This is a genomic window from Rhodospirillales bacterium, from assembly GCA_016699855.1.
Lineage (GTDB): Bacteria > Pseudomonadota > Alphaproteobacteria > Reyranellales > Reyranellaceae.
The window spans coordinates 3874593-3899378 of the sequence record CP064988.1; the positions used below are offsets into that span (position 1 = coordinate 3874593).

General features: G+C 72.6%; 27 protein-coding genes and 2 pseudogenes. 13 read left to right on the top strand and 16 right to left on the bottom strand.

The window, feature by feature from the left end; all coding sequences use genetic code 11:
* Nucleotides 1-43 precede the first annotated feature (43 nt).
* Together IPK81_18260 and IPK81_18265 are read left to right on the top strand one after the other, a co-directional pair.
* Nucleotides 44-883 (top strand): amidohydrolase family protein, encoded by an 840-nt coding sequence (locus IPK81_18260; protein ID QQS11499.1) that lies wholly within the window; start codon nucleotides 44-46, stop codon nucleotides 881-883.
* A gap of 88 nt (nucleotides 884-971) precedes the next feature.
* On the top strand, nucleotides 972-2180 hold the full coding sequence (locus IPK81_18265) for a CoA transferase (GenBank protein ID QQS11500.1): 1209 nt from the start codon (nucleotides 972-974) through the stop codon (nucleotides 2178-2180).
* Between the two features lie 259 nt (nucleotides 2181-2439).
* On the opposite strand, the gene IPK81_18270 is transcribed toward IPK81_18265, so the two are convergent.
* The 5 genes from IPK81_18270 to IPK81_18290 all read right to left on the bottom strand — a co-directional run bounded on the left by IPK81_18270 (nucleotide 2440) and on the right by IPK81_18290 (nucleotide 6600).
* Nucleotides 2440-2730 (bottom strand): hypothetical protein, encoded by a 291-nt coding sequence (locus IPK81_18270; GenBank protein QQS11501.1) that lies wholly within the window; start codon nucleotides 2728-2730, stop codon nucleotides 2440-2442.
* A gap of 63 nt (nucleotides 2731-2793) precedes the next feature.
* The gene (locus IPK81_18275; GenBank protein ID QQS11502.1) at nucleotides 2794-3054 is read right to left on the bottom strand and encodes a hypothetical protein; all 261 of its coding nucleotides are present in this window, start codon (nucleotides 3052-3054) and stop codon (nucleotides 2794-2796) included.
* A 136-nt stretch (nucleotides 3055-3190) separates the two neighbouring features.
* Nucleotides 3191-4906 carry an amidohydrolase family protein gene (locus tag IPK81_18280; protein ID QQS11503.1) on the bottom strand — a complete coding sequence of 572 codons (1716 nt, stop codon included), beginning with the start codon at nucleotides 4904-4906 and terminating at the stop codon, nucleotides 3191-3193.
* Between the two features lie 235 nt (nucleotides 4907-5141).
* On the bottom strand, nucleotides 5142-5489 hold the full coding sequence (locus IPK81_18285; GenBank protein QQS11504.1) for a hypothetical protein: 348 nt from the start codon (nucleotides 5487-5489) through the stop codon (nucleotides 5142-5144).
* 4 nt (nucleotides 5490-5493) lie between these two features.
* The gene (locus IPK81_18290; protein QQS11505.1) at nucleotides 5494-6600 is read right to left on the bottom strand and encodes a fatty acid desaturase; all 1107 of its coding nucleotides are present in this window, start codon (nucleotides 6598-6600) and stop codon (nucleotides 5494-5496) included.
* Nucleotides 6601-7022: 422 nt separating this feature from the next.
* On the opposite strand from IPK81_18290, the gene IPK81_18295 reads away from it, so the two are divergent.
* Together IPK81_18295 and IPK81_18300 are read left to right on the top strand one after the other, a co-directional pair.
* Nucleotides 7023-7271 carry a hypothetical protein gene (locus IPK81_18295; protein ID QQS11506.1) on the top strand — a complete coding sequence of 83 codons (249 nt, stop codon included), beginning with the start codon at nucleotides 7023-7025 and terminating at the stop codon, nucleotides 7269-7271.
* A 97-nt stretch (nucleotides 7272-7368) separates the two neighbouring features.
* Nucleotides 7369-7806: a hypothetical protein gene (locus tag IPK81_18300; GenBank protein QQS11507.1), complete on the top strand. Its 438-nt coding sequence runs from the start codon at nucleotides 7369-7371 to the stop codon at nucleotides 7804-7806.
* A gap of 25 nt (nucleotides 7807-7831) precedes the next feature.
* Here the strand turns inward: IPK81_18300 and IPK81_18305 are convergent, their stop codons facing one another.
* The 3 genes from IPK81_18305 to IPK81_18315 all read right to left on the bottom strand — a co-directional run bounded on the left by IPK81_18305 (nucleotide 7832) and on the right by IPK81_18315 (nucleotide 9116).
* Nucleotides 7832-7978: a hypothetical protein gene (locus tag IPK81_18305; protein QQS11508.1), complete on the bottom strand. Its 147-nt coding sequence runs from the start codon at nucleotides 7976-7978 to the stop codon at nucleotides 7832-7834.
* A gap of 89 nt (nucleotides 7979-8067) precedes the next feature.
* The gene (locus IPK81_18310) at nucleotides 8068-8280 is read right to left on the bottom strand and encodes a cold-shock protein (protein ID QQS11509.1); all 213 of its coding nucleotides are present in this window, start codon (nucleotides 8278-8280) and stop codon (nucleotides 8068-8070) included.
* Between the two features lie 218 nt (nucleotides 8281-8498).
* Nucleotides 8499-9116 (bottom strand): DUF488 domain-containing protein, encoded by a 618-nt coding sequence (locus IPK81_18315; protein QQS11510.1) that lies wholly within the window; start codon nucleotides 9114-9116, stop codon nucleotides 8499-8501.
* Nucleotides 9117-9183: 67 nt separating this feature from the next.
* Between IPK81_18315 and IPK81_18320 the strand changes: the two genes are divergently transcribed.
* Together IPK81_18320 and IPK81_18325 are read left to right on the top strand one after the other, a co-directional pair.
* Nucleotides 9184-9648 carry a PaaI family thioesterase gene (locus IPK81_18320; GenBank protein QQS11511.1) on the top strand — a complete coding sequence of 155 codons (465 nt, stop codon included), beginning with the start codon at nucleotides 9184-9186 and terminating at the stop codon, nucleotides 9646-9648.
* A 199-nt stretch (nucleotides 9649-9847) separates the two neighbouring features.
* The gene (locus IPK81_18325; GenBank protein ID QQS11512.1) at nucleotides 9848-10366 is read left to right on the top strand and encodes a PaaI family thioesterase; all 519 of its coding nucleotides are present in this window, start codon (nucleotides 9848-9850) and stop codon (nucleotides 10364-10366) included.
* A gap of 6 nt (nucleotides 10367-10372) precedes the next feature.
* On the opposite strand, the gene IPK81_18330 is transcribed toward IPK81_18325, so the two are convergent.
* The 6 genes from IPK81_18330 to IPK81_18355 all read right to left on the bottom strand — a co-directional run bounded on the left by IPK81_18330 (nucleotide 10373) and on the right by IPK81_18355 (nucleotide 16346).
* Nucleotides 10373-11089, bottom strand: coding sequence for a helix-turn-helix transcriptional regulator (locus tag IPK81_18330; GenBank protein ID QQS11513.1), 717 nt, complete (start codon nucleotides 11087-11089; stop codon nucleotides 10373-10375).
* Between the two features lie 217 nt (nucleotides 11090-11306).
* Complete coding sequence (locus IPK81_18335) at nucleotides 11307-11843, bottom strand: DUF3035 domain-containing protein (GenBank protein QQS11514.1); 537 nt, start codon at nucleotides 11841-11843, stop codon at nucleotides 11307-11309.
* Between the two features lie 114 nt (nucleotides 11844-11957).
* Entirely contained in the window at nucleotides 11958-12227 is a 270-nt protein-coding gene (lspA, locus tag IPK81_18340; protein ID QQS11515.1) for a signal peptidase II, read from the bottom strand.
* An 81-nt stretch (nucleotides 12228-12308) separates the two neighbouring features.
* Complete coding sequence (locus tag IPK81_18345) at nucleotides 12309-15182, bottom strand: isoleucine--tRNA ligase (protein QQS11516.1); 2874 nt, start codon at nucleotides 15180-15182, stop codon at nucleotides 12309-12311.
* A gap of 187 nt (nucleotides 15183-15369) precedes the next feature.
* On the bottom strand, nucleotides 15370-16035 hold the full coding sequence (locus IPK81_18350) for an endonuclease/exonuclease/phosphatase family protein (protein QQS11517.1): 666 nt from the start codon (nucleotides 16033-16035) through the stop codon (nucleotides 15370-15372).
* Nucleotides 16032-16346 (bottom strand): hypothetical protein, encoded by a 315-nt coding sequence (locus IPK81_18355; protein QQS11518.1) that lies wholly within the window; start codon nucleotides 16344-16346, stop codon nucleotides 16032-16034. Before IPK81_18355 ends, IPK81_18350 begins: the two co-directional genes overlap by 4 nt.
* Nucleotides 16347-16494: 148 nt before the next feature.
* Here IPK81_18355 and IPK81_18360 point away from each other — a divergent pair.
* Nucleotides 16495-17161, top strand: a pseudogene (locus IPK81_18360) (glutathione S-transferase family protein).
* Nucleotides 17162-17442: 281 nt separating this feature from the next.
* Nucleotides 17443-18735: an RICIN domain-containing protein gene (locus IPK81_18365; protein QQS11519.1), complete on the top strand. Its 1293-nt coding sequence runs from the start codon at nucleotides 17443-17445 to the stop codon at nucleotides 18733-18735.
* A 226-nt stretch (nucleotides 18736-18961) separates the two neighbouring features.
* On the opposite strand, the gene IPK81_18370 is transcribed toward IPK81_18365, so the two are convergent.
* Nucleotides 18962-19222, bottom strand: coding sequence for a hypothetical protein (locus IPK81_18370; protein QQS11520.1), 261 nt, complete (start codon nucleotides 19220-19222; stop codon nucleotides 18962-18964).
* Between the two features lie 253 nt (nucleotides 19223-19475).
* On the opposite strand from IPK81_18370, the gene IPK81_18375 reads away from it, so the two are divergent.
* Nucleotides 19476-19826, top strand: coding sequence for a topoisomerase DNA-binding C4 zinc finger domain-containing protein (locus IPK81_18375; GenBank protein QQS11521.1), 351 nt, complete (start codon nucleotides 19476-19478; stop codon nucleotides 19824-19826).
* 181 nt (nucleotides 19827-20007) lie between these two features.
* On the opposite strand, the gene IPK81_18380 is transcribed toward IPK81_18375, so the two are convergent.
* Nucleotides 20008-20535, bottom strand: coding sequence for a hypothetical protein (locus IPK81_18380; protein ID QQS11522.1), 528 nt, complete (start codon nucleotides 20533-20535; stop codon nucleotides 20008-20010).
* 282 nt (nucleotides 20536-20817) lie between these two features.
* On the opposite strand from IPK81_18380, the gene IPK81_18385 reads away from it, so the two are divergent.
* The 4 genes and pseudogenes from IPK81_18385 (at nucleotide 20818) to IPK81_18400 (ending at nucleotide 24682) form a co-directional block, all read left to right on the top strand.
* Entirely contained in the window at nucleotides 20818-21867 is a 1050-nt protein-coding gene (locus tag IPK81_18385) for a zinc-binding dehydrogenase (GenBank protein QQS11523.1), read from the top strand.
* A gap of 212 nt (nucleotides 21868-22079) precedes the next feature.
* A complete protein-coding gene (locus IPK81_18390; GenBank protein ID QQS15170.1) occupies nucleotides 22080-22742 on the top strand; it encodes a superoxide dismutase in 663 nt (220 codons plus the stop codon).
* 66 nt (nucleotides 22743-22808) lie between these two features.
* Complete coding sequence (locus tag IPK81_18395; GenBank protein ID QQS11524.1) at nucleotides 22809-23567, top strand: SDR family oxidoreductase; 759 nt, start codon at nucleotides 22809-22811, stop codon at nucleotides 23565-23567.
* A 273-nt stretch (nucleotides 23568-23840) separates the two neighbouring features.
* Nucleotides 23841-24682, top strand: a pseudogene (locus IPK81_18400) (LLM class F420-dependent oxidoreductase).
* Nucleotides 24683-24786 lie beyond the last annotated feature (104 nt).

Here is a 24786-nt window from a genome sequence, read left to right on the forward strand (position 1 = left end):
TGAAGCGGCGCGCCGGCGCCGACGGGGCGAAAGGGTGGAAGCGATGCCGGTGATCGACGCGCAGGTGCATGTCTACGAGCGGAACCATCCCGGACGGCCGTGGACGGCCGTGCTGCACGGCCCGCCGCAGGTCACCGGCGACGACATGGTGGCGGCGATGGACGCGGTCGGCGTCGACGCGGCCCTGCTGGTGTCCGTGTGGACCATGTACCGCTACGACCCCAGCTACATGATCGCGGCCCACGCCGCCCATCCCGGCCGCTTCGCGATGATCAAGCCGGTCGACGCCAACGACCCGGCCGTGGCCGACACGATCGCCGACTGGGCGGCCACCAAGGGCGCCGTCGCGATCCGCATCATGATGGTCGAGGGCGTGTCGACCGATCCCGCCGATCCCGGCGTCAACCGCGTGCTCGCGGCCGCCGGCCGCCACGGCCTGCCGGTGAACCTGATGGCGCGCGGCCGGCTGGACCAGGTCGCGGCGCTCGCCGCGCGGCATCCCGACACCACGCTGGTGATCGACCATCTCGGCCTGGCGCAGCCGTTCGAGCCGCCGGCGCCGCCGGAGCCGTGGACCGAGCTGCCCAAGCTGCTGGCGCTGGCGGCGCGGCCCAACGTGGTTGTGAAGATCACCGGCGCCTGCACGCTGGCGCACCAGCCGTTCCCGTACAAGGACATCTGGGATCCACTGGGCCGCATCTTCGACGCCTTCGGGCTCGAGCGCTGCATGTGGGGCACGGACTGGACGCGGGCGGTGGCGCTGCTGACCTACAAGCAGGGCGTCGACTCGTTCCGCGTCACCGACCGGTTGTCCGACGGCGACCGCGCGACGCTGATGGGCGGCTCTCTCCAGCGCATCTACAAGTGGACGCCGGGCGCCTGACCGCCGGCGTCCGGCGCCGCGTCGGCCGCCTCGTTCCGTCCTAGACCGCCCGGCGCCGCCGCCGGGCCCAGCGAATCGGTGCGCATCCATGGCAAGCTCCGGCCGTCCGCCGCTCGACGGAATCCGCGTCGTCGATTTCTCCCGCGTCATCGCCGGACCGTTGTGCACGCAGATCCTCGCCGACATGGGCGCCGACGTGGTGAAGATCGAGAATCCCGACGGCGGCGACGACACGCGCAAGGGCGCCGGTCCGCGCGCCGGCGGGCCGGACGGCGAACACCACATGTTCATGACCTTCAACCGCGGCAAGCGCAGCGTCGCGCTCGACTTCACCCGGCCGGAGGGCCAGGCGGTCGTGCACCGGCTGCTGGCGAAGGCCGACGTGATGGTCGAGAATTTCCGTCCCGGCGTGCTCAAGAAGCACGGCCTCGACTACGACAGCGTCCGCGCGGAATATCCCGCGCTGATCTACCTCTCGATCTCGGCCTACGGCCAGACCGGCCCGCTGTCGGACCGGCCGGGCTACGATCCCGTGCTGCAGGGCGAGTCCGGCATGATGAGCGTCAACGGCGAGGCCGACGGCGAAGGGCTGCGGCACGCCATCGCCGTGGTCGACACCATGACCGCGCTTCATTCGGTGGCCGCGATCAACGCCGCGCTCTACGCCCGGCGCGACACCGGCCGCGGCCAGCGCGTCGACCTGGCGCTCTACGACACGGCGCTGGCGGCGCTCGGCAATATGGGATCGTACTACCTGATTGGCGGCGAGGAGCCGCGGCGCGCCGGCAACGGCCATTTCGCCTCGGCGCCCAACAGCTCGTTCGACACCGCCAACGGCAAGATCTACATGGCGGTCGCCAACCAGAAGCTGTTCGCGGACACCTGCCGCGCGCTGGGCCACCCCGAGTGGATCGCCGATCCGCGCTTCGCCACGCTGGCCGACCGCGTCGCCAACAAGCCGGCGTTGATGGCGGCGATGGAGGCGGTGCTGCGGACCGACACCAAGGAGAACTGGGGCGAGAAGCTGCGCCATCTGCCGGCCGGTCCGATCCGCAGCATGAAGGAGGCGCTCGACGAGCCGGAGGTGCGCCGCCGCGGCATGCTCAAGACCTACCGCCACGCGCGCGCCGGCGACGTCCCGATCATGGGCTCCAACTACCGTTTCTCCGACACGCCGGTCGACGACAGCCGGCCGCCGCCGGCGCTGGGCCAGCATACCGACGAGGTCCTGCGCGACATCGCCGGCCTCGACGCCGCCGGGATCGCCGCGTTGCGCGCCAAGGGCGTCATCGGGTAGGCCGCGAGGCGCCGCTGACCGCTCGGACTTGGGCGGACGTCAGATCAAGGACGCCGGCTGTCATCCCGAGCGCGGCGAGGGTGTGGATTCACATTCGAAGCGCAACAGTGTTTCGAGGAAGATCTCGGCCGGCGACCTGAAGCCGAGGCGCTTGCGGGGCGTGTTGTTGTAGGCGGCGTGCGCGGTCCGTTCGGACCGGCCGTATGACGGTGGGCGCCCGCGCGGAGCGCGTTCGTCCGCTTACGCCGCGCGCCGCGTCCTAGTTGCTCAGCGACGACGGCGCGGCCGGAGCGGTGGCGCCGATGGCCTTCGCGGCGCCGGCGACGAGGTCGGCGCTGTCGCGCGGCGCCGTCGCGCCCTCGGTGGTGGTCGGACCCTGCGTGGACAGCGCGACCTGCGCGTCGGCCGCCGCGGGCGCGGCGGCGGCGCCGGTCTGCTCGCCCTGCGCGCGGCCGGACATCGGCGGCGACTGCGACGGCGCGAGCACGCCCAGCGCGACGACGCCGACGGCGAGGATCGCGACGATGGCGAGGGGAGGGGAGATCTTCATGATGGCTTCCTTCGTGGCCTGGATGGCCGGTGGTTCGATGGCCGCGCGCCGGGCGCGTGGACGCTAGGGCGCGTCGTCGGCTTCCCGCGCGGCGGTGAGCTCGAGCGGGTCGATGGTGATCGTCTCCGCGAACCCCGCGCGGCCGGGCGGTCCGGGCAGGAACAGGCGGGTCTCGACGCGTCGCCAGACAGGGAACGAGACGCTTTCGATCAGCTCCTCGTCGGTCTCGACCTGGTAGATGCCCGCGGGTCGCTGCGCCTCCATGCCGTCGAGGCGGAACGGACGGCTGAACCGGATGGTGCTCTGGGTGGTGCGGGTCGTCATGGCGTCCTCGCCGCGGCGGGACCGCCCGCGGAAACGCGATGAAACCTGATCCCTTGCCACTGCCGATATGGGTCGCGGGCGCCGCGATTCACAGATGGGGCGGAAAAGAAACCTTCCGCGGGCGGCGTGCGTGGCCTCAGGCCGCGGCGGCGCGCATCAGGCGGCCCGGCCGGGCGCCGGTGTCGGCGCCGTCGACCTGCGTCACCTCGCCGCCGACCACCACGGCGGCGATGCCGGCGGCCTTCTGCACCAGCCGGCGCGCGCCGCCCGGCAGGTCGCGCTCGACCGTCGGCAGCAGCGGCCGCACGGCGGCTTCGTCGAACACCACGACGTCGGCCGCCATGCCCGGCCGCAGCAGGCCGCGGTCGCGCAGATCCCACGCCGAGGCGATGTCGAACGTCATCTTGCGCACCGCCTCCTCGAGCGTGAAGGCGCCGCGCTTGCGCACCCAGTAGTTCAGCATGTGCGTCTGCAGCGACGACCCCATCTCCTGGGCGACGTGGGCGCCGGAGTCGGAGAACGTCGCCAGCGTGCGGGGATGCCTGAGCAGGCCCAGCACCTCGTCCGGCCGCTCGTTGACGATCGGCTGCACGAACACCTGGTGCTCGTCGGCGACCATCATGTCGAGCATCGCCTCGACGGGATGCACGCCCCGCCGGCGCGCCACCTCGCCGACCGGCGGCTCGTCCCAGTCGACGCCGGTGAGCCCGAACAGGTTCTCGTAGTCGGGCCGGCGCGGGTCGGTGGTCGCGGCGCCGCCGCCCTGGAAGACGTTGTCGCGCGGCTTCATGCCGGCCTCGGCGGCGACCAGCGCGCGCCGCGTCTCCGGATCGGAGAATCGCCGGCGCTGCTCGTCGGCCGCCAGCGCGCGCACCGGCTTCCACGCCGGCAGCGCGTCGAACGGCAGGTAGGATTTGAGCGAGAAGATCGCGTTGATCGAGCGCGTCGTGGTCTGGCCCCAGATGCGGCCGCCGGCGGCCGCGACCTCGTCGAGCCAGCGCGTCTGGTACTCCCACGGATTGGGCGCCTCGCCCTGGCGCGTCGAGATCGTGCCGAACATCACCGGCCGGCCGATGTCGAGCGCCAGAGCCTTGAGCTGCGCCAGGAAGGCGCGCTGGCCGGCGCCGCTGCTGGTGTCCGGCGCCACCTGGAAGATGCCGGAACCGGTCTCGCCCAGCACGGCGGCGATGCGCTCGACCTCGCGCCATTCGGCGATCCGGCTGGCCACGGGCGCGTCGCCGGGCGCGGTGTGGGTCGGCGAGCGCGAGGTCGAGAAGCCCATCGCGCCGGCCGCCAGCGCCCCGCGCACGACGGCGCGCATGCGCTCGATCTCCTCGTCGGTGGCCTTCTCGGTCATGGCGCGCGCGCCCATCACGTACATGCGCGTCGCGGAGTGGCCGACATAGGCGCCGTAGTTGATCGCCTTGGGGAACGACTCGATGGCGTCGAGGTACTGCGGGAAGCTCTCCCAGCGCCAGTCGACGCCGGCCAGGATGGCCTCCGTCGGGATGTCCTCGACGGCGGTCAGGCAGCGCGCGAACCATTCGCGGTCCCCGGGCCTGCACGGCGCCAGCGCGAAGCCGCAATTGCCCATCACCACCGACGTCACGCCGTGCCAGCACGAGCACGAGCCCAGCGGATCCCACGCCACCTGCGCGTCCATGTGGGTGTGGCCGTCGATGAAGCCGGGCGCGACGATCAGGCCGTCGGCGTCGATGACGCGGCGCGCGGGCTCGCGGATGCGGCCGACACGGACGATCACGCCGCCCGCGATCCCGACATCGGCGCGGAACCGCGGCCCGCCCGATCCGTCGACCACCGTGCCGCCGCGGATGACCAGATCGAGCGCCATGCTTCCCTCCCTCGGCGTGTCAGCGTCCGGGAGCATAGCCGATCGCGCGCGCCGTCGCTCCACCCCGCCGGTCGCTCGTGGAGCGCCGTTGGGGCCGCGGCGATGCGGAACCGCGGGGTCGCGCCATCGCGACTGCCATCCCGAGCGCAGCGAGGGATGACAGGCGGCTCGGGACGACGGTTGGGAGCGGATCGCGGCGCGATAGCGGGCGGGACGACGCCCGCCCGCCGTCGCGCTACTTCGAGCGGCCCTTGCGGGCGGCGTAGCGGGCGTCGCGGGCGGCCTTGCGCTCGATCTCCAGCGCGGCCTCGCGCGCCGCCGCCTCGGCGGCCTCGCGCGCCTGCCGCTCGGCGTCGGCGGCGGCCTTCTCGGCGGCCGCCTTCTCCGCGGCGGCCTTCTCGAGCGCCTTGCGCTCCGCGGCCTTGCGCTCGCGCTCGGCGTTGGCGGCGCGCCGCGCCTCCTGCTGCTGGATGAACTCGGGGCGCTTGGTGGGGTCGTTGGCGCGCGCCCTCTCGAGCTGCGCCCGGCGCGCCTCGTTGGAGGCGCTCAACCGGTCCTGCAAGCTCGTTTCCCTGGCCTTCATATCCTCAGCTCTCCGTTGTGGCGTGGATCGTGGAACCGCGCTCGCGCGCGTACTGGTCGAAGCGGATCATCCGCCCCTCCGCCTCGTCCCACAGCCAGTATGCCGCGGCGCGCAGCCCGTCGCCGATGCTCAAGGTCGGCACGCGTTGCAGATCGGCGTTGCCGGCATGGCAGGCCGCGAGGCGGTAGTTGGGGATGCGGGGGTCGAGATGGTGGACGTGGTGGAAGCCGATATTGCCGGTGAACCACCGCAGCACGGCCGGCAGCCGTAGGTACGAGGTGCCGCGCAGCGACGCCGGCGTCGCCGCCCACGTGTCGCGGGTGAACCAGCGCGCGCCGTCGAAACGGTGCTGCACCGAGAACAGCCAGACGCCGATGATGGCGGCGAACGCCATGATCGGCAGCTGCACCTGCGCCATCGCGCCGAAGCCCAGCGCGAAGCCGAGCGCCGTCACCATGGCCGCCAGCGCGAGGTTGGTGGCGTGCACCGAGAGCCGTTCGCGCCACCAGTCGGCCGGCGTGTCGAACGGCAGGCGGTAGAGCAGCAGAAACACCAGCGGCGGCAGCAGGATCAACGCCACCACGGGGTGGCGCATCAGACGGTGGCCGAGCCGCTGGCGCGCCGTCAGGCGGCCGTACTCGGCGGTCGTCAGGCAGGTCGAGTAGATGTCGGCGCCGCTCTCGCGGCGGTCGAGGTTGTTCCAGTTGGCGTGGTGGTTCGCGTGCTGGCGGCGCCAGTTGGCGTAGGGCGTCAGCGTGGCGAGGCTGCAGAGGCGGCCGATCCAGTCGTTGGCCGCGCGCGAACGGAAGAACGCCCCGTGCCCGCAATCGTGCTGGATGATGAAGATGCGGACGACGAACCCCGCCGCCAGGGGCGCCAGCGCCAGGGTCAGCCAGAACGAGATGTCGACGGTGGCGTACATCAGCGCGCACACCGCGACGAACGGCAGGAACGACGAGGCGATCTGGCCGAGGCTGCGCGCCGGGCTGGCGGTCCGGTGCGCCGACAGCGCGCGGCGCAGGGCGGCGCGGTCGATGCCGTCCGCGGCCGCGTGGATGGAGGGCGCGGCCGCGTTCCGCGGCGCGCTGGTGGGAGTCGTATCGCTGCTCATCGTGGAACCGCCTTCCAAACGGCGACGATGCCTCGCCGTGCGTGCGGACGGTCGTGCGGCGGCGGGCATCGATCGCCACCATGGGGCGTCCCGGGGGACCGGTCGCCGAATTCCGATATAGGTACTGGGGCCGCTTCCCGCATCGCCGGCGGAGCGGAACATCGGCGCGCGCGACCACGTTTGTCGTTCCATGCGCGCCTCCCCGCTGGCTCCGTCGGCGGCGTCGGCGGGGAACACGCTTGAAAGATGATCCCGCCGGCATCATCTGTAGACCACGCATTCGTCGTTTTGGTCGGTCCCGCGGGCGTCGCCCGGAAGCGGGGCCGCGCTCCGAACCGCCCCGAACGATGGTCACGACAGGATGGTCCGGCGAACACACGGCGCCGCGGCCGGACGCGCGATTCGCGGGAGGGACACGCACCATGACCGACGACACAAGCTGGAAGCGCGAGAGCGGCGTCGACGAGGCCGTGGTCAACGGCCGCGCCTGCCGCGTCGTGCGCTATCCCGCCGGCTCGCCGATGGAGGGCCGCTTCGGATGCTATCTCGACGGCCAGTTCAAGGGCGCGGCCAACAGCGCCGACGCCGCCCGCTCGCGCTGCCGCAGCCTGAGCGGCTCCGGCCGCACCGCGCGCGACCGCATCAACATGAGGGCGTGGCAGCCGCAGTGAACCGCGCGCCCGTCCCGGCGCCGGCGCGCCCATCTCGACATCGAAGGGACATGACCATGCGCTCGACCAGATGACGCCCGTGCTGTCGATACCGCGGATGCCACCCGAGCTCGACGCGTTCCTGTACGCGCCGATCGGCGAGGACGGCAACGGCATGGCGCTGAGCGTGCTATCGGGCCTCTGCCGCCTCGATATCGACCCGTGGGACGAGGCCGAACGGCTGGCGCGGCTGCCCAAGGACCGCGCGATCGCGGCGCTGGGACGCCGTCTGGCGCTGCTTCCGCCGGCGGTGCGCGGATTGTCGGATGCCGCCGGCATAGCGGCGCGGCTGGTGGATCTGCTGCCGAGGCGCGACTTCGTGGCGTCGGTGCAGCCGAAGGCGGTCGTCGCGATCCTCAAACCGTCGCCGGCGACGCTGCTGTTGCTGGTCGCGGCGGTCATCGCGGTGGTCCTGATCCTCGGCATCGCCGGGCGCGCCGAGAGCGCGTCGGGCGGCGCGGCCGGAGTCGTGGCGGCCATGAGGCCGGCGCCATAGGCGCCGCCGTCCGGCGCGTCGCGCGTCAGCGCTTCTTCTTGCCGTCGCCGGGCGCGGGCGCGAGGCCCCGCGTCATGAACGAGGGCTGCGGGGCGCCGGGGGCCGGGGCCGCGGGCTTCTTCGCCTTCGGCTTCTTGGCTTCGCGGTTGCTGCGTTGCTGGCCTTTGGCCATCGTGGCCTCCTCTGCGCCCAGGACCGGCGCGGTCGACATGGCGCGGAAGAAGCCGGCGGCCCGGGAGACCCGGGCCGCCGTCGTCGGGATCAGCCTACGGCGCGCAGGTTGTCGGCCGACATCTTGCCGCTGCGGCGGTCCGAGACGAGCTCGAACTCGACCTTCTGGCCCTCGCGCAGGTCGGACATGCCGGCCCGCTCCACGGCGCTGATGTGGACGAAAGCGTCGTTACCGCCCTCGTCCGGCGCGATGAAGCCGAAGCCCTTCTGGAGATTGAACCACTTCACGGTTCCCGTCGTCATGGGAAACCCTTTCAAGAACATAGGTTAGGCGCGCCCGCGCGGACGCGGGCCGTCGAATTCGCATTTTTCGGGAGAGAGGATGGTTAGCTCGGCGCGGCGTTGAGTCCGCGCAAGGCCAAGTCTTCTGGCCGTCTATCGACGCCGCTCATATGCGCCCTATGCGCGCCGGGCGCAAGGCGGCGGCGCGGTTTATTTCGTCGGGCCGCGCGCCGCGGGTATCAACCGCCCAGCATCCAGCGCGCCCGCGCGTCGTAGGCGGCGTCGATGGCTCCGCCACGCGCCTCCGCGGTTGGCGCGAACAGGTCGCTTTGCGCGGCGGGCGCGCCGCCCGCCCGGCGCCTGTGCCACGCCAGCAGGCGCTCCTCGAGCGCGGCGTGCGGTTCGACGCGGCCGTCGGCGTGCACATGAGCCAGCGCCGCGCCGCGGCGGGCGAGATGGCGCGCCACCAGCACGACGCGGTGGCATTCCAGCGGCTCGCGCTCGGCGCACATCAGCGCCACCGTCGCGCGCGCCGCCTCCGCCTCGACCAGGTCCAGCGCCGTGGTGAAGGACGGCGCGGCGGCGATGCGCTCATAGCGCCGCGCGCCGTCGCCGGCCGCGTCGTCGGGCGGCTTGCCGCCCAGCGCCTCGCCGAGGTGGCGGTAGCCGATGCCCGCGTCCGCCAGCGCGCGCGCCAGCGCCGGCCGCGAGAAATGCGGCAGGCGGCGCGAGTAGGGGATCGAGCGCACGTCGATCACCGCCGCCACGCCGGCGCCGCGCGCCAGCGCGACGAAGGCGTCGATGGCGTGGTTGGAATGGCCGATGGTGAGGATCGGCGCGGTGGTTTCGTCGGCCATGGAAGCGCGCTATGTGGGGGGCTCCACTGTCGCCCGTCCGTGGCGGCGTCGCAACGCGGGACGATCCGTGCCGTCATCCCCAGCAGATCCGCCCGCCGGTTTCGTCGAGCTGCCGTCGCGCGGCGGCTTCACCGGCCTGAACGGACCGTGGTTCGAGCGGACCGACGCCGACGGCCGCGTCACCCGCGGCATGCGGGCGCTGCCGCACCACCTCAACGCGCTGGGCATCGTGCACGGTGGATTGCTGACCGCGTTCCTCGACGCCGCGCTGGGCGGCGCGGCGTGGCGCGCCAGCGGCCGCCGGTGCGTGACGCTCAAGCTCGACGTGTCGTTCCTCAGCCACGGCCGGCTCGGCGACTGGATCGAGGCCGAGGCGGTGTGCGCCGGCTTCGACGACCACGTCGCGCATGTCGAGGGGCGCCTGTCCGGAAAGCGCCACGCCATCATGACCGGCCAGGGTGTGTTCGCCCTGCTGCGCGCCAACCGTCCGCTGAAGGCGCCGCCCGACGGCGCGCGGCGGGACGACGCGTGACAGCGGCCGTCGCGGCGCGCCGGCGCCTTGTCGTTCCCGTCATCCCGAGCGCAGCGAGGGATCTTTTAGCGGCGGAAGGATCCCTCGCTGCGCTCTGGATGACGGGAGGTCTTCGGTGTCTAGGAAGCGGATCCATTGCCGTCCCGGCGAAGCGCGGCAACTCTCGCTGCGCGCCTGCCCATCCAGCCCGGAACCACGCATGACCCTCGACACCGCTTCCCCGCCCGCGCCGCCCTCGATCCCGGACGATCCGCCGGCCGGCTTCAAGTTGATCGACTTCCAGCGCGGCGGGCTGGCGCGCGATTTCAACTCCCATATCGGGCCGCTCTACGCGCGGCGCGGCGCCGAGGGCTCGGCCGATCGCTTCGTGATGGGCTTCCGCGTCCAGCCGCACATGTGCAATCCAGCCGGCACGCTGCGTGGCGGCATGATGATGTCGGTGGCCGACCTGATCGGCGGGATGGGCGCGGCCTATGTCGCGGGCGTGCGCCGCGACTTCTATCCGACCATCAACATGACGTTCGATTTCGTGGCGCCGGCCCGGCTCGGCGACTGGGTCGAGGGCCGGCCCGAGGTCGTGCGCGCGACGCGCTCGATGATCTTCTCGCACATCTACCTGACGGTCGGCGCGACGCGCATCCTGCGCGCCAGCGCCATCGTCAAGCTGCCGTCGGGCGACGGCTGGAAGATCGGCCGCAAGGACTCCACGCCGGCTTGACACGCCTCACGGCGTGGCCCGGAACACCTCGCGCAGCGCCCGCGCGCCCGACGGCGTCAACGCCACGGCGCGGCCCTTGCGGGCGCGCTTGGCCCAGCCGCGGCGGAAGAACATGTCGGTGATGGCGGCGCCCAGCGCGCCGGCGATGTGCGGCCGCCGCTCGCTCCAGTCGAGGCATTGCCGCGCGAAGCGGCGCCGGCCGGCGGCGGCCGCGGCGCGCGCGCCGTCGACGTCGACGCCGATACGCCGGCACAGCGCCTCGCCGGTCTCGGTCAGGCGCCAGTCCTTGCCGGCGAACGGCTCGATGGCGCCGTCGCGCGTCAGCGCGTCGGTCACCGCCATGCCGACCTGGCCGGCGAGGTGGTCGTAGCAGGTGCGGCAGAACCGGAGGTCGGGATCGCGGCGCCACGCCGCGCTCCTCGGCGCCGGCGGCGGATCGGCGGCGCGCCGGCCGGCCACGACCATGATCGCCTCGATGGCGGTGGCGACCGAGGGATCGGCCAGCCGATAGAAGCGGTTACGGCCGTCGCGGCGGACGTCGAGCAGCCCGGCCGCGACCATGCGCGCGAGATGGCCGCTGGCGGTCTGCGGCATCACCCGCGCCTCGATCGCCAGCTCGCTGGCCGGCCGCGCGCGACCATCCATCAGCGACACCAGCATGCTGGCGCGCGCCGGATCGCCCATCAGGGCGGCGACTTCCGAGACGGCGTTGGTGGTCGGCATGGCGGCGTCTCCCGATCTCCCGGGAGTATACGCCATCGCCCGCGGCGATGGTTCGGCACGCGCCGAAGTGACGGTGATCTCGGGAACGAAGCTTCCGTCACCCCTTGCGCAGCGAGGGGTCCTTCAGCGTCGGAAAGTTCCCTCGCTGGGCTCGGGAGGACGGCGGAGGGACCGAAGGTCGACCGACGACGGCGGCGACCGCGTCGCCGCCCGCGTCCTAGAAGATCCCCTCGAGGATGCCGCGGCGGCGGCGCTCGATGACGGGGGCGTCGCTCTTCGGCGGCGCGCCGCTGGCCTGGGCCTCGCGCAGGCGTTGCTGCTCCTTGGCGGGGTCGAGCAGCACGCCGGGCTGCGGCTCCTCCTGCCAGAAGATCAGGCTGTTGATGAAGGATTTGTTGCTGTCGGCGATCACGCGGCTCTCGCGGTTGACGCGGTTGCGGATCTCCGGATCGGCGGCCGAGCCCGAGGCGCTGGACTTCGCCAGCAGCGCCGCCTCGGCGGCGCCGCCGCCGCGCGCCGCCGGCGCCGGCTTGCGGCCCTCGCGGCCGCCGGTGGTCACGATCTCGCGCGCCTGGGCGGTCGGCGTCGTCTCCATCGGCCGCGGCGCGCCCGGCGTCGGCGGCCGCAGATCGGCGCTCGGCGGCATCGTCAGCGGCGTGTGCGACACGATCTTGAACTCGTCGGGCGACGTCTTCTTGCCGCCGCCGATCAATTCGAACGCCGAGCAGGCGCCCAGCAGGGAGAGCGCGCCCATCAGCGCGGCGCCGCGCAGGATGACCCAGGTTCATCGTTCCGTTCCTCGTTCGACCATACGGGGGGACGCCCTACCCATCGTCCGCGCGCTCGGTAGCACCGAATCGCCCGCGCGTCACCGCTTCGGCGCGGTCCGCGACGCCAGCGCCGATTCGACCAGCAGCATGCCCACGCCGACCACGATGGCCGAATCGGCGACGTTGAAGGCGGGCCACCGCCATTCGCCGACGTGGAAATCGGCGAAATCGAACACCGCGCCCCAGCGCGCGCGGTCGATAACGTTGCCGATGGCCCCGCCTATGACAAGCCCGATCCCGATCACGCTCAAGGGGTGGGTTGCGCGGCGCAACCATACCCCGAGCCCAATGCAGATCGCGACCGCCACGGCCGAGTCGCCGCCGTCAGGGCGGCGATCAGCAGGCCGATGCGGAACATCGGCTTCATCGCGCGCGGTCCCGGCCTGGGGTCACGCCGCCGCCTTGGGCTGGGCCGTCACGGCGTCCTCGCAGCGCCCGCACAGCTCGGGATGGGCGGCCGATTTCCCGACCTCCGGCAGCACCTGCCAGCAGCGGCCGCACTTGGCGCCATCGGCCAGCGCCGGCACGACGCCGACGCCGGGCACGTCGGGGAGCGTGAAGGCGCCCGCCGGCGGCTCGCCCTCGACCAGGGTCGCCGCCGACACGATGCAGATCTCCGCCAGGTCGAGCCCGGCCAGCGCCTCGACGTGGTCGCGCGTCGCGTGCACCACCGGCGCGGCCTGCAGCGAGCTGCCGACGCGCTTCTCGGCGCGCTCCTTCTCCAGCGCGCCGGTGACGACGCGGCGCAGCGCCCGCACCCGGCGCCAGCGCTCGCCCAGGGCGTCGTTCCGCCACGCCGCCGGGATCTCCGGGAACAGCCGCTGGTGCACGCTCTCGGGGCCGCCGTCGGTCGCCGCCGTCGGCCGCGCCAGCCACGCCTCCTCGGCGGTGAAGCAGGCCAGCGGCGCCAGCCACGCCGTGACGAACGACAGCAGCTCGGCCATCACCGTGCGCGCGGCGCGGCGGCGGATCGAGCCGGGTCCGTCGCAGTAGATCGCGTCCTTGCGGATGTCGAAGTAGAACGCCGACAGGTCGACTGCGCAGAAATTGTGCAGCGTCGTCGAGATCGCGTGGAAGTCGAAATCGTGCACGGCCTGGCGGAACTCGACGTCGAGCTCGGCCATGCGGTGCAGCACCCAGCGGTCGAGCTCCGGCATCTCCGCCGGCGCGACGCGCTCGGCCGGCGCGAAGCCCGCGAGGCTGCCCAGCAGGTAGCGCAGCGTGTTGCGCAGGCGGCGGTAGGCGTCGGAGTGGTGCTTCAGGATCTCCGGCCCGATGCGCTGGTCCTCGACGTAGTCGGAGCCGACCACCCACAGGCGCAGGATGTCGGCGCCGGCGGTCTCGCAGACCTCCTGCGGCGCCGTCACGTTGCCCATCGACTTGGACATCTTGCGGCCCTGCTCGTCGAGCGTGAAGCCGTGCGTCAGCACCGCCTCGTAGGGCGCGCGTCCCCGCGTGCCGCAGCTCTCCAGGAGCGAGGAATGGAACCAGCCGCGGTGCTGGTCGGAGCCCTCGAGGTAGAGCGACGCCGGCCATTTCAGCTCCGGCCGGTCCTCCAGCGTGAAGGTGTGCGTCGAGCCGGAGTCGAACCACACGTCGAGGATGTCGGTCACCGGCTCGTAGCGCGCCGGATCGTGGTCGGGGCCGAGGAACGCCTTGGGATCCTCGAACCAGGCGTCGGCGCCCCTCGTGCGGAACGCCGCCACGATGCGGTCCATCACCTTCTGGTCGCGCAGCGGCTCGCCGGTCTCCTTGTCGACGAACACCGCGATCGGCACGCCCCAGGCGCGCTGGCGCGACACGCACCAGTCCGGCCGCTGCTCGATCATCGCGCGCAGCCGCGTCTGGCCCGCCGGCGGCACGAAGCGCGTCTCGTCGATCGCCTTCGGGGCCACCTCGCGCAGCGTGCCGGGGATGCCCTTGATCGGCCGGTCCATCGCGATGAACCATTGCGGCGTGCAGCGGAAGATCACCGGCGCCTTCGAGCGCCACGAGTGCGGATAGGAATGCGTCAGCGTCGCCTTGCCCAGCAGCGCACCCGTCTCGGCCAGCCGCGCGATCACAGCGCCGTTGGCATCGCCCGGTCCGCCGAGCTGGGTGTAGACCCGCTTGCCGCCGAACAGCGCGACCCGCGGATGGTAGACGCCGTCGTCGGCGACGTAGTCCTCGGCCGGGATGCCGTGCTTGCGGCCCAGCTCGAAATCGTCGGCGCCGTGGCTGGGCGCGATGTGCACCACGCCGGTGCCGGCCTCGGTGGTGACGAACTCGCCGGTCAGCACCGGCGTGTCGCGGCCGTAGAACGTGTCCAGCGGCGCCAGCGGATGCGCGCAGACCGTGCCGACGAGGTCGGCGCCTTTGAGCGTGGCGCCACGCTTGAACGACTCCACCTTGACGGCTGCGCGCACCGCCTCCTCGAGCGCCACGGCGAACACCAGCCGGTCGCCCGGCTTGGCGGCCGCGCCGTCGGCGGCGGTCTCCACCGTGTGCACGGCGTAATCGATGTCGGCGCCGACCGCGAGCGCGCGGTTGGCGGGGATCGTCCACGGCGTCGTCGTCCAGATCAGGACGGCGGCGCCCTCAAGCTCCGGCCGCGACGCCGTCACCACGGGGAACCGCGCGTACAGCGTCGTCGATTTATGGTCGTGGTACTCGACCTCGGCCTCGGCCAGCGCGGTCTTCTCGACCACCGACCACATCACCGGCTTGGCGCCCTTGTAGAGCCCGCCGTTCATCAGGAACTTGCCGAGCTCGCCGACGATGCGCGCCTCGGCCTCGAACGCCATCGTCGAGTAGGGGTTGTCCCAGTCGCCGATCACGCCCAGCCGCTTGAACTCGCCGCGCTGCACGTCGATCCAGTGCGACGCGAAGGCGCGGCACTCCTGGCGGAACTCGTTGATCGGGACCTGGTCCTTGTCCTGGTTCTTGAGCCGGTACGCCTCCTCGATCTTCCACTCGATCGGCAGGCCGTGGCAGTCCCAGCCCGGCACGTAGTGGCTGTCCATGCCGCTCATCTGCCGGCTGCGCGTGATCACGTCCTTGAGGATCTTGTTCAGCGCGTGCCCGATATGGAGGTTGCCGTTGGCGTAGGGCGGGCCGTCGTGGAGGATGAATTTCTCGCGCCCCTTCGACTCGGCGCGCAGCTTGCCGAACAGGTCGATGCGCTCCCAGAACGCCAGCAGCTCCGGCTCTTTCTTCGAGAGGCCGGCGCGCATGGGGAACGGCGTGTCGGGCAGGAAGACGGTCGATTTGTAGTCGGTGGTCACGGCGGATGCTCGTCGGAAAGTCCGGCGCGAAGCGGGCGCGGAGCGGGAAAACGATGTCGAATCAACGGGATCACCCGGCCGCGTTCAGCGGACCGGGCGGCTAATTCGCTCCGGACGGACGTTCTGGCGTCCGATGACGCGCCGCATCGACATGACCGCCGCAAGATACGGACCCCCCCGCCGGGGGTCAAGGCGCGGGGGAGGTCACGGCGCGGCACCGCACCGTCGCGTGCACGGGGCGGTGGTCGGAGCCGACGGGCGGCCCGACGCGGCGTTCGACGACCGCGCAGCCGCCGCCGGCGAGGATGTGGTCGATGGACACGGCGAACGGACCGAGGAACCACGGCCACGTGCCGCCCCACGCGCCGGCCGGCAGCGCCAGCCCGGCGCCGGCGAGGAAACGCCGCAGCGGCGCGGCCCACGGCGTGGCGTTGAAATCGCCGGACACGACCAGCGGGCCGTCGACCGAACGCGCGAAGGCCGCCGCCGCGTCGATCTCGCGCCGCCGCCGCGCGTCGAGCGGCGCGAACATCGGCGCTGGCGGATGCAGCGCCAGCACGGTGAGGCGAACGCCCGCCGCGTCGATCTCCAGCGCGCGCCCGTGCCCGCCGCGCACGCCGTCGATGCGGCCATGGATCCGCGTGATGGGATGCTTGGAGAGGACGCCGATATCGCCGCCCGCCAGCAGCCGGTGGGGATACCGCGGCGCCAGCGTCTCCAGCGCGACCGTCCACGCAGACGTCAGCTCCTGCACGACGATCACGTCGGAATCGACGGCGGCGAGATAGGCCAGCATGCGCCGGTGGTCGCGGTTGCCGGCGAACAGGTTGACGCCTGTGATCTCCAACCTCACGCCGCCATCGCCATCCGCCGCCGCGCCGCGGCCGGCGTCGACGCGCAGCGACGGCGCCAGCAGAGCGCCGGAGACGCCGAGCAGCGTGGCGCCCAGCGCCAGCGCGGCGTCGCGCGCGGCGGCAGCGCCATCGCGACCGCGGTGGCGACGCACGCGACGGCGATCTGCGGCCGCAGCTCGGCGGGGATGTCCAGCGGCCACGGCCAGTCGGCGCCGGCCATGGCGAATGCGGCCGCGCCCAGCGCCGCGATGGCGAGGACGACGGCGCCGGCGTGGACCAGGTCGGGCGGCGGTCGGGGTCGATCGGGCATCGTCGGCTCGCGGTGTTCGGGCGCGGAAGCGGGAGCGGCGATGATGACCGGCCACCGTGCGCGCGATGAGGCGGCTGCGTGCACTTTCCGTGCGCTCTTTGCTTGTGCCGATCCTTGCCAACGTAGGGGAGCCCGCATGCCCGCGCCGATCCGCCTCTACTCCTGTCCGCTCAGCATGTCCGGCGCCAAGGGCGAGATCGCGGCGCTCGAGAAAGGGCTCGACGTCGAGGCCGTGGTGGTGCCGTTCGCGATGCGGACGCTCGACGAGCCGAATCATACCGAGGGGGCGCGCGTCAATCCCAAGCGCCAGGTGCCGGTGCTGGTCGACGGCGATCTCGAGATCTTCGATTCGACGCGGATCTTCGAGTACCTCGAGGATCTCGAGCCCGAGCCGCCGATATGCCCCGCCGATCCGAAAGCGCGGGCCCGCGCGCGCCTGCTCGAACACACATCCGACGAGGTGTTCTTCCCGCACGTCGTCAGCCTGATGGGATCGCAGGCCGATCTCGCCGGCGCCGCCGCCGCCGCGGCGCGCGACGCCGCCGTCGCGTACGACCGCTACATCGAGGCGTCGCTGGCCGGCCGCGACTTCCTCGCCGGCGCCTATATCCTACGCCGACATCGCGTTCCACATGGCGCGGTTCTTCGCCGACCGGCTCGGCGCGCCGAGGCCGCCCGACGTCCCGCGGCTGCTGGCGTGGCGCGAGCGCATGACGGCGCGGCCGGCGGTGCGCAAGGTGGCGTCGGCGATGGCGCGCTACCTCGTCTCGGTCGGTGGCCGCGCGCCGGGCTTCGCGCCGCTCGACGCGGCGTGAGGCGCGACACCCGTCGCGCCGGAAGCCACCGCGCGCGCCGGCGATCCAGCGGGCCGCTTGGCGGTTCCCGCGCGCGTCTGCTATACGCGGCGGGCCAACAGCTGCCCATCGGCCATGCGCGGTCGCAAGCGACCTTGGCCGCCGGATCGAGAACGTCCAGATCGGGACGCGCGGATCGGCGGGAGCGGCGGCGATTCTCACGACGCGTCGTCAAGCCTCCGGGGCCGTGTTGGGGGACACGGGCCCGGGGTCGCGCGCATGTTCCCCGTGGGAGTCCGGCAATGATCGATCCGAAACGGATCACGCGGCGTCTCGGCGCGTTCCTCGTCATGGCGTTGCTGCCGCTCGCGGCCGCCGTCGCCTTGGCCGCGCCGGCGTCGGCGCAGCAGTTCCAACGCATTGAGAACCGCTGGACGCAGGCGCAGATCCACGTCCAGAACGGCGTGCCGGAAGCCGGCGCCACGCAGCCGGGCTGGTTCAGCGCCGACTGGGTCGTGGAGCCGGTGGCCGGCGAGCCGTTCGTGCGCATCCGGAACCGTTGGAAGAACCAGTTCCTCCATGTCCAGAATGGTTCGCTCGAGGCCGGCGCCATCCAAACGGGCTGGTGGAGCGCCCAATGGGCGATCGAGCCGGCCGGCGGCCAGTTCGTGAGGATCAAGAACCGTTGGACCAACGTGTTCCTGCACGTCGAGAGCGGCACCCTGGTCGCCGGCGCGATCCAGCCGGGCTGGCAGAGCGCGCAGTGGCGGATGGTCGGGGCGTCGTCGACGCCACCGCCGCCGCCGTCGCGGATCCCCTCGGCACCGCCGTCGCCCGTGCCGCCGGTGGCGTCGTCGCCCTCAGCGCCGGCATCGACCGGGCAGTTCCAGCGCTTCGAGAACCGCTGGACGCAGGCGCAGATCCACGTCCAGAACGGCGTGCCGGAGGCCGGCGCCACGCAGCCGGGCTGGTTCAGCGCCGACTGGGTCGTCGAGCCGGTGGCCGGCGAGCCGTTCGTGCGCATCCGGAACCGGTGGAAGAACCAGTTCCTCCATGTCCAGAATGGTTCGCTCGAGGCCGGCGCCATCCAAACGGGCTGGTGGAGCGCCCAATGGGCGATCGAGCCGGCCGGCGGCCAGTTCGTGAGAATCAAGAACCGTTGGACCGGCGTGTTCCTGCACGTCGAGAGCGGCCCCCTGGTCGCCGGCGCGATCCAGCCGGGCTGGCACAGCGCGCAGTGGCGGATGGTCGGGGCCTCGTCGACGCCGTCGCGCATCCCCTCGGCACCGCCGGTGGCGTCGCCGACTCCCATGCCGCCGGGAGCGCCGCCGTCCTCCGCGTCGCCAGCGTGGCAGATGGCGAAGGGGCGGTGCGAGACCGCCGTGTTCAACCGGGTCGCGCGCGACAAGAACACGCGCAACGTGACGATCCAGTCCGATGACGTCGACGGCGGCTTCGGGGGGCCGGGTCCCGTCGCCGTGCGCGGGCAGGGGACGTACCCGTCCTCGAACGAGACCCAGCAGTTCCAGTTCCGCTGCACCTACGATCCGGGCAGCGACCGCGTCGTGACCGTCGACTACCACAAGACGAACTGAACGCCGCCGCGCCGCCGCGCCTCGCCGCGGCGGCGGTACGACACCTCGTCCCGGCCGCCTGCCGTGCGCCGGGAGTGGCGCCGCTTCGCACGTCGTGGTGGACCGCGGCCGCGGCTCGGTCGGTCGACGGCGGCGCGTCCGCCACGGCGTCGTGGCGCCGTGGGCGACGCGACGCGCGATCCCGTTCCCGCCTTCCCGCGTCGTGGAGACGTCGACTGGCGCCGCCCTACCGCGGCTTGCGGTACAGCGCCGAGGGGTCGAGCCGCGCGGGATGCGCCTTCATCGATCCGAGGATGCGCACGCGGGCGTTGACGCACCGCTTGTTCACGGCGCGCCGCGTCTCGGGATCGGCCAGCAGGCGCGCCGCGTCGGACTCCAGATAGCCGCGGGCGATCAGCTGCCGTTCGACGTCGGTCGAATCCATGCATTCGCCGGTGTCCGCCAGCGCCTCAATCAGCGGCCGTATGTTGGCCTCGCGCACACCCATGATCGACACTGTCCGTCCCCCGATTCCGCGGCCGACATCGATGCGTGGCGCGCGCCCCGCGCGACCGCCGCTTCGTTCAAACCGGACGCGTCTGCGGGAGATCGTCCCCCCGCGCCCGTCCGATACCGACCATCTGCCACATGCACATGAATGCAATATGAATGCCACCTCATTTGCGACACCGGCGCTATGCTGCGGGCCTTCGTCGCATGCGCGGCGGACAGCCTCGTCGGACAGCGCCACCAGCATCGCCATGATCGACCCGATCGACACGCCGCGCCGGATCGCGGCCGCCATCTCGGCGGCGGCCGCCTTCGCCGCCGCCTATCTCGCGATCGCCGACGGCGTCGACTTCGTGCCGCGGATCATCGGCGCGTCGGCGGCGGCCGCCGTCGCGTGGTTCGCGGCGTACTGGCTGTGGTGGTGGGCGCGCGGGCTGTGGCGGCGCCGCGTGGCGCGGTCGCGCGACGATCCGGACGCGCCGCGCTGCCTGCGCTGCGGCGCGCCGATGCTGCGCAAGGTCGCCCGCCACGGCGCCGACCGCGGCCACGAGTTCTGGGGCTGCTCGCGCTTTCCGTCGTGCCGCGGCGTGCGTGACGTCTGATCCGCCGCGGTCCGGACAAAAAAGCGCCCGTCGCGGGTCTGGACCCGTCGGCGGGCGCGCGGCGAATGGCGGCGGGGCGAGGATAGGGGGAGAGCGGCCCGGCCGCGTGGCGCCTGTCCCGTAACGCGCGCCGCCGGGAATGGTTGCGCGCCGGCGCCCGGTGGGCGCCACGCCGGCGCCGTCAGCCGCCGAACGGCAGCGCGCCGAGCTTGCCGGCGAGGTCGGTGTAGCGGACCCTGGCCTGGGTCATCTTGGTCGGGTTCGGCTTGATGACTTTGAGCTGGCCGTCGATCAGCAGCTTCAGCACCTGGCGCGACATGTTCTTGTTGTCGGCCATGTGCACGCGCCAGCGGCCGACGCCGTTGTTGTGCAGGTCCATGTCCTTGCGCGAGCGCGGATTGTCGTCGATCTCCTCGTGCAGCGAGGTGATGAAGCCCGACACGTCCTGCCCGCATTCGCGCATCACCAGCGCGCTCCAGAAGCAGTGCCGGAAGGCGTCGCCCTCGTCGTCCTCGCCGGTCGAGAAGAAGATCGCCTTCTCCTCCTCGTAGGCCTCCGACGCGCAGTTCGAGATCTTGCGGGCCGAGAAGGGATGCGTGAGGTACCACGCCTCCTCGGCCGTGGTGAGATGGTGGCCGGTGAGCTTCTCGATCATCTGGAGGCCGACATAGCCCCGGACGATCGCGTAGATGGCGGCGTTGATGACCATGGATGTTTCCTCCCGCGACCAGACGCCGGGAACATCCGGCGGGATGGAGAAGTCTAGGACCCCGCCGCCGGTCGCGGCAATCCGCCGGGCGGGGCCGCGCCGGTAACGATCCGGTGCGCGGCGTCGGAGCCCATGTTCCTCTCGTTCATCGCGGGAGAGGCGAGGTGAGGGGCGCCGCCGCGACGCCGGGCATTCGCGGCCCGCACTTGCGGCGTGGGCGGGCCGGGTCGACGATGTCGCGGCGCGCGGCGATCCGCGCCACGAAGTCGGGGGAGGAAGACCATGAAGGCCGTCGTGTTCACGGGCGACCGCCAGCTGGCGTTGATGGAGTTCGACGATCCGTCGCCCGGACCGGGCGAGGTCGTGCTCGAGATGAAGGCGTCGGGCATGTGCGGCACCGACCTGAAGACCTACCGCGCGCCCAAGGGCGGCGCCGCCGGCCTCGGCCTCGCCGGCGCCGCCGGTCCGGTGATCGCCGGCCACGAGCCCTGCGGCGTGGTCTGCGCCGTCGGCGCCGGCGTGCCCGCCGCGGTGGCGTGGATCGGCCAGCGCGCGATGTGCCACCACTACAAGGGCTGCGGCGTCTGCCGCCACTGCCTGACGGGATGGGCCCAGCTCTGCGCCAAGGACGGCATGGTGGTCTACGGCGCCAACGGCCACGGCGGCCACGCGCGCTACATGAAGGTGCCGGCCTCGACGCTGGTGACCCTGCCCGACGCGCTGTCGTTCGAGACCGGGGCGGCGATCTCCTGCGGCACCGGCACCGCGTTCGGCGCGCTCCAGCGCATCGACCTGTCGGGCCGCGACACCATCGCGATCTTCGGCCAGGGTCCGGTCGGGCTGTCGGCGACGCAGTTCGCCGTCGCGATGGGCGCCCGCGTCATCGCGCTCGACGTCAGCCCCGAGCGCCTGGCGCGCGCCAAGGAATTCGGCGCCGACGCCGTGGTCGATCCGCGCGCCGTCGATCCGGTGGCCGCGATCCGCGATCTCACCTCGGGCGAGGGCGCCCACAAGTCGCTGGACACGTCGGGCGCGCCGGACGCGCGCGCCCAGGCGGTGCGGGCGCTGCGCACCTGGGGCGTCGCCTGCTTCGTCGGCGAGGGCGGCACGCTGTCGCTCGACGTCAGCCCCGACCTGCTGCGCCGCCAGATCTCGATCGTCGGCTCGTGGACCTTCTCGACCGTCGGCCAGGCGGATTGCGCCCGCTTCGTCGAGGAACGCCGGATCGACGTCGACCACCTGTTCACGCACCGCTGGCGGCTCGACCAGGCGGCCGAGGCCTACGAGGTGTTCGACAAGCAGAACACCGGCAAGGGCGTGTTCTTGATGTGACGGCGCGGCGCCGCCACGCGCGGCCGACGCCGCCGGCGCGTCGCGGGTCGATTGACGCGCGCCGCTCCGGCTGCGAGCCTCGGGCGTGGCGTCGCGGCGGGCGCGGCCACGGTCGCGGCGCCCGGCGTCCGGCCGCCAACCTCGGAGGCGTGGAGATGCGCAGGCTGAACCGTGCGACGGCGCGCGCGAAATCCATCGACCGTCGCGGATTCATGGTGGCCGCCGCCGCCGCGGGCCTCGCCACCGGCGTGGCCGTCATCCGCGCCGCGCGGGCGGCGCCGCTCGCGCTGCCGCCGCTGCCGTATCCCGACGGCGCGCTGGCGCCGGTGGTCTCCGCCAACACGATCGGCTTCCACTACGGGCGGCACCACAAGGGCTACCTCGACAACCTGAACGCGATGGTCGCGGGCACGCCCCACGCCGACGCGCCGCTGGAGCGGATCGTCCTCGACAGCGCCGGCAAGGCCGACGCCGTCGCGCTGTTCAACAACGCCGCCCAGGTCTGGAACCACACCTTCTACTGGAACAGCATGCGGCCGTCCGGCGGCGGCCGGCCGCCGGCGTCGCTGGCGCGGCGCATCGAGGCCGATTTCGGCAGCTTCGAGAATTTCCGCAAGGAGATGACCGCGACCGCCATCGGGCAGTTCGCCAGCGGCTGGGGCTGGCTGGTCGAGGACGCCGGCAGGCTGCGGTGCGTCCGCACGTCGAACGCCGAGACCCCGATCACGCGCGGCCAGAGGCCGTTGCTGACGATCGGCGTCTGGGAGCACGCCTACTACCTCGATTACCAGAACCGCCGCGCCGACTACGTGAACGCCGTGTTCGACAAGCTGCTGAACTGGGAGTTCGCCGAGGCCAACCTCGCGCGGCGCTGACCGCGCGCGCCGCCGGCGTCGGGCGCGTCCCTGTCGCGACGCCCGCGCCGCCACGAAGGAGCTCCGATGCCGCTCGCCGGTAGGACCGCGCTCGTCACGGGCGCGCAGCAGGGGATCGGGGCGGCCATCGCGCGGGCGCTGGCGGCGGCCGGCGCCGACGTCGCCGTCAACTTCCTCGACGACGCCGCGGCCGCCGGGACCGTGGCGGCGGGTGTCCGCGCGCAGGGCCGCCGCGCCGCGCTGGTGCGGGCCGACATGTCGCGGATCGACGAGATCGAGCGGATGGTCGCCGACACCGCGGCCGCGATCGGAATCCCCGACATCCTCGTCAACAACGCCGGCGTCTATCCGCGCGTGCCGTTGCTGGAGATGCGCGAGGCCGACTGGGACCACGTGCTCGACATCAACCTCAAGGCCGGCTGCTTCGCGACCATCGCCGTCGCCAAGGCGTTGATCGCGGCCGGCGGCCGGCGCGGCGCCGTGATCAACCTGGCGTCCGCCGCGGTCCGCGGCGCCGTGCGCGGCGTCCACTACAGCGCCAGCAAGGGCGGGATCGTCTCGATGACGCGGGCGATGGCGCTCGAATTGGCGCCGCATGGCATCCGCGTCAACGCCATCGCGCCCGGCCTGACCGACACCGCGCAACCGCGCTTCGGCAACACCGACGCCGAGCTGGTGGAGATGGCGCGCGCCACCATCCCGCTCGGTGGCCGGCTGCTGACGCCCGACGAGATCGCCGGCAGCGCCGTGTTCCTCGCGTCGGACGCCGCGTCCATGGTCACCGGCCAGGTGCTGCACGTGAACGGCGGCTCGTACATGCCGTGAGCGGGCGAGTCGGACGTGGGCGCGCCCGCTGTCGGTTCCCGGTGCCTCGGTCGTCCTGCATCACCTTCCGCCGTCATCCCGCGCGCAGCGAGGGATCTTTCTTTCGTCGGCGTCGCGGGCACGCATCGCTGAAAGATCCCTCGCTGCGCTCGGGATGACGCGAGTGACAAGGGGGCGAAGCATCCGGCTGCTGGACTGCTGTCTAATCCCGCATCCCCGATCCTGCGCAAATCCGCTACGCTCCCTCCCGACACCACCCGGGAGGACCAGAACATGCGGATCGGCATCACGATGTTTCCCACCGACTACGCGATCCCGCCGCACGAGCTGGCGGTCGAGGCGGAGGCGCGCGGCTTCGAGTCGCTGTGGTTTCCCGAGCACAGCCACATCCCGACCAGCCGCAAGTCGCCGTGGCCCGGCGGCCCCGAGCTGCCGAAATGGTACTACGACACCTACGATCCGTTCGTGGCGATGGGCGCCGCCGCCGTGGTCACGAAGACCATCAAGCTCGGCACCGGCGTCTGCCTGGTGATCCAGCGCGATCCCATCCACACCGCGAAGGAGGTCGCCACGGTCGACCGGCTGTCGAACGGCCGCCTGCTGTTCGGAATCGGCGGCGGCTGGAACGCCGAGGAGATGGCCGACCACGGCACCGCCTTCGGCACGCGCTTCAAGCGATGCGCGAGCGCATCGAGGCGATGAAGGAGATCTGGGCCCGCTCCAAGCCGAAATATGCCGGCGAGATGGTCAAGTTCGACGAGATGATGCAGTGGCCCAAGCCGGTGCAGAAGCCGCACCCGCCGATCATCGTCGGCGGCGGCTTCCCGCAGGGCGCCCGCCGCGCCGTGGCCTACGCCGACGGCTGGATGCCGATCGGCGGCCGTGGCGGCGACACCTTGGCGATGCTGCCGCCGTTCCGCGCGATGCTGAAGGAGGCCGGCCGCGCCGAGGCCGACGTGCCCGTCACGCTGTTCGGCGTCGGCATGGACGGCGAGGCGCTCAAGCGCGCCCGCGACGCCGGCGTCGACCGCGTCGTGTTCGGCGTCCCGCCCGAGGCGAAGGACAAGGTCCTCCCGCTGCTCGACAAGGGCGCCGCGCTGATGAAGGGGATGTGAGGGGCGCCGCCGCGCGGCCGGTTGCCGCTGGCCCCGGCGCGCCGTAGCGTGCGCCGCGATGGGGATGGGCACGGGGGAGGCGGGCCGCTTGGCGCGCGAGCAAC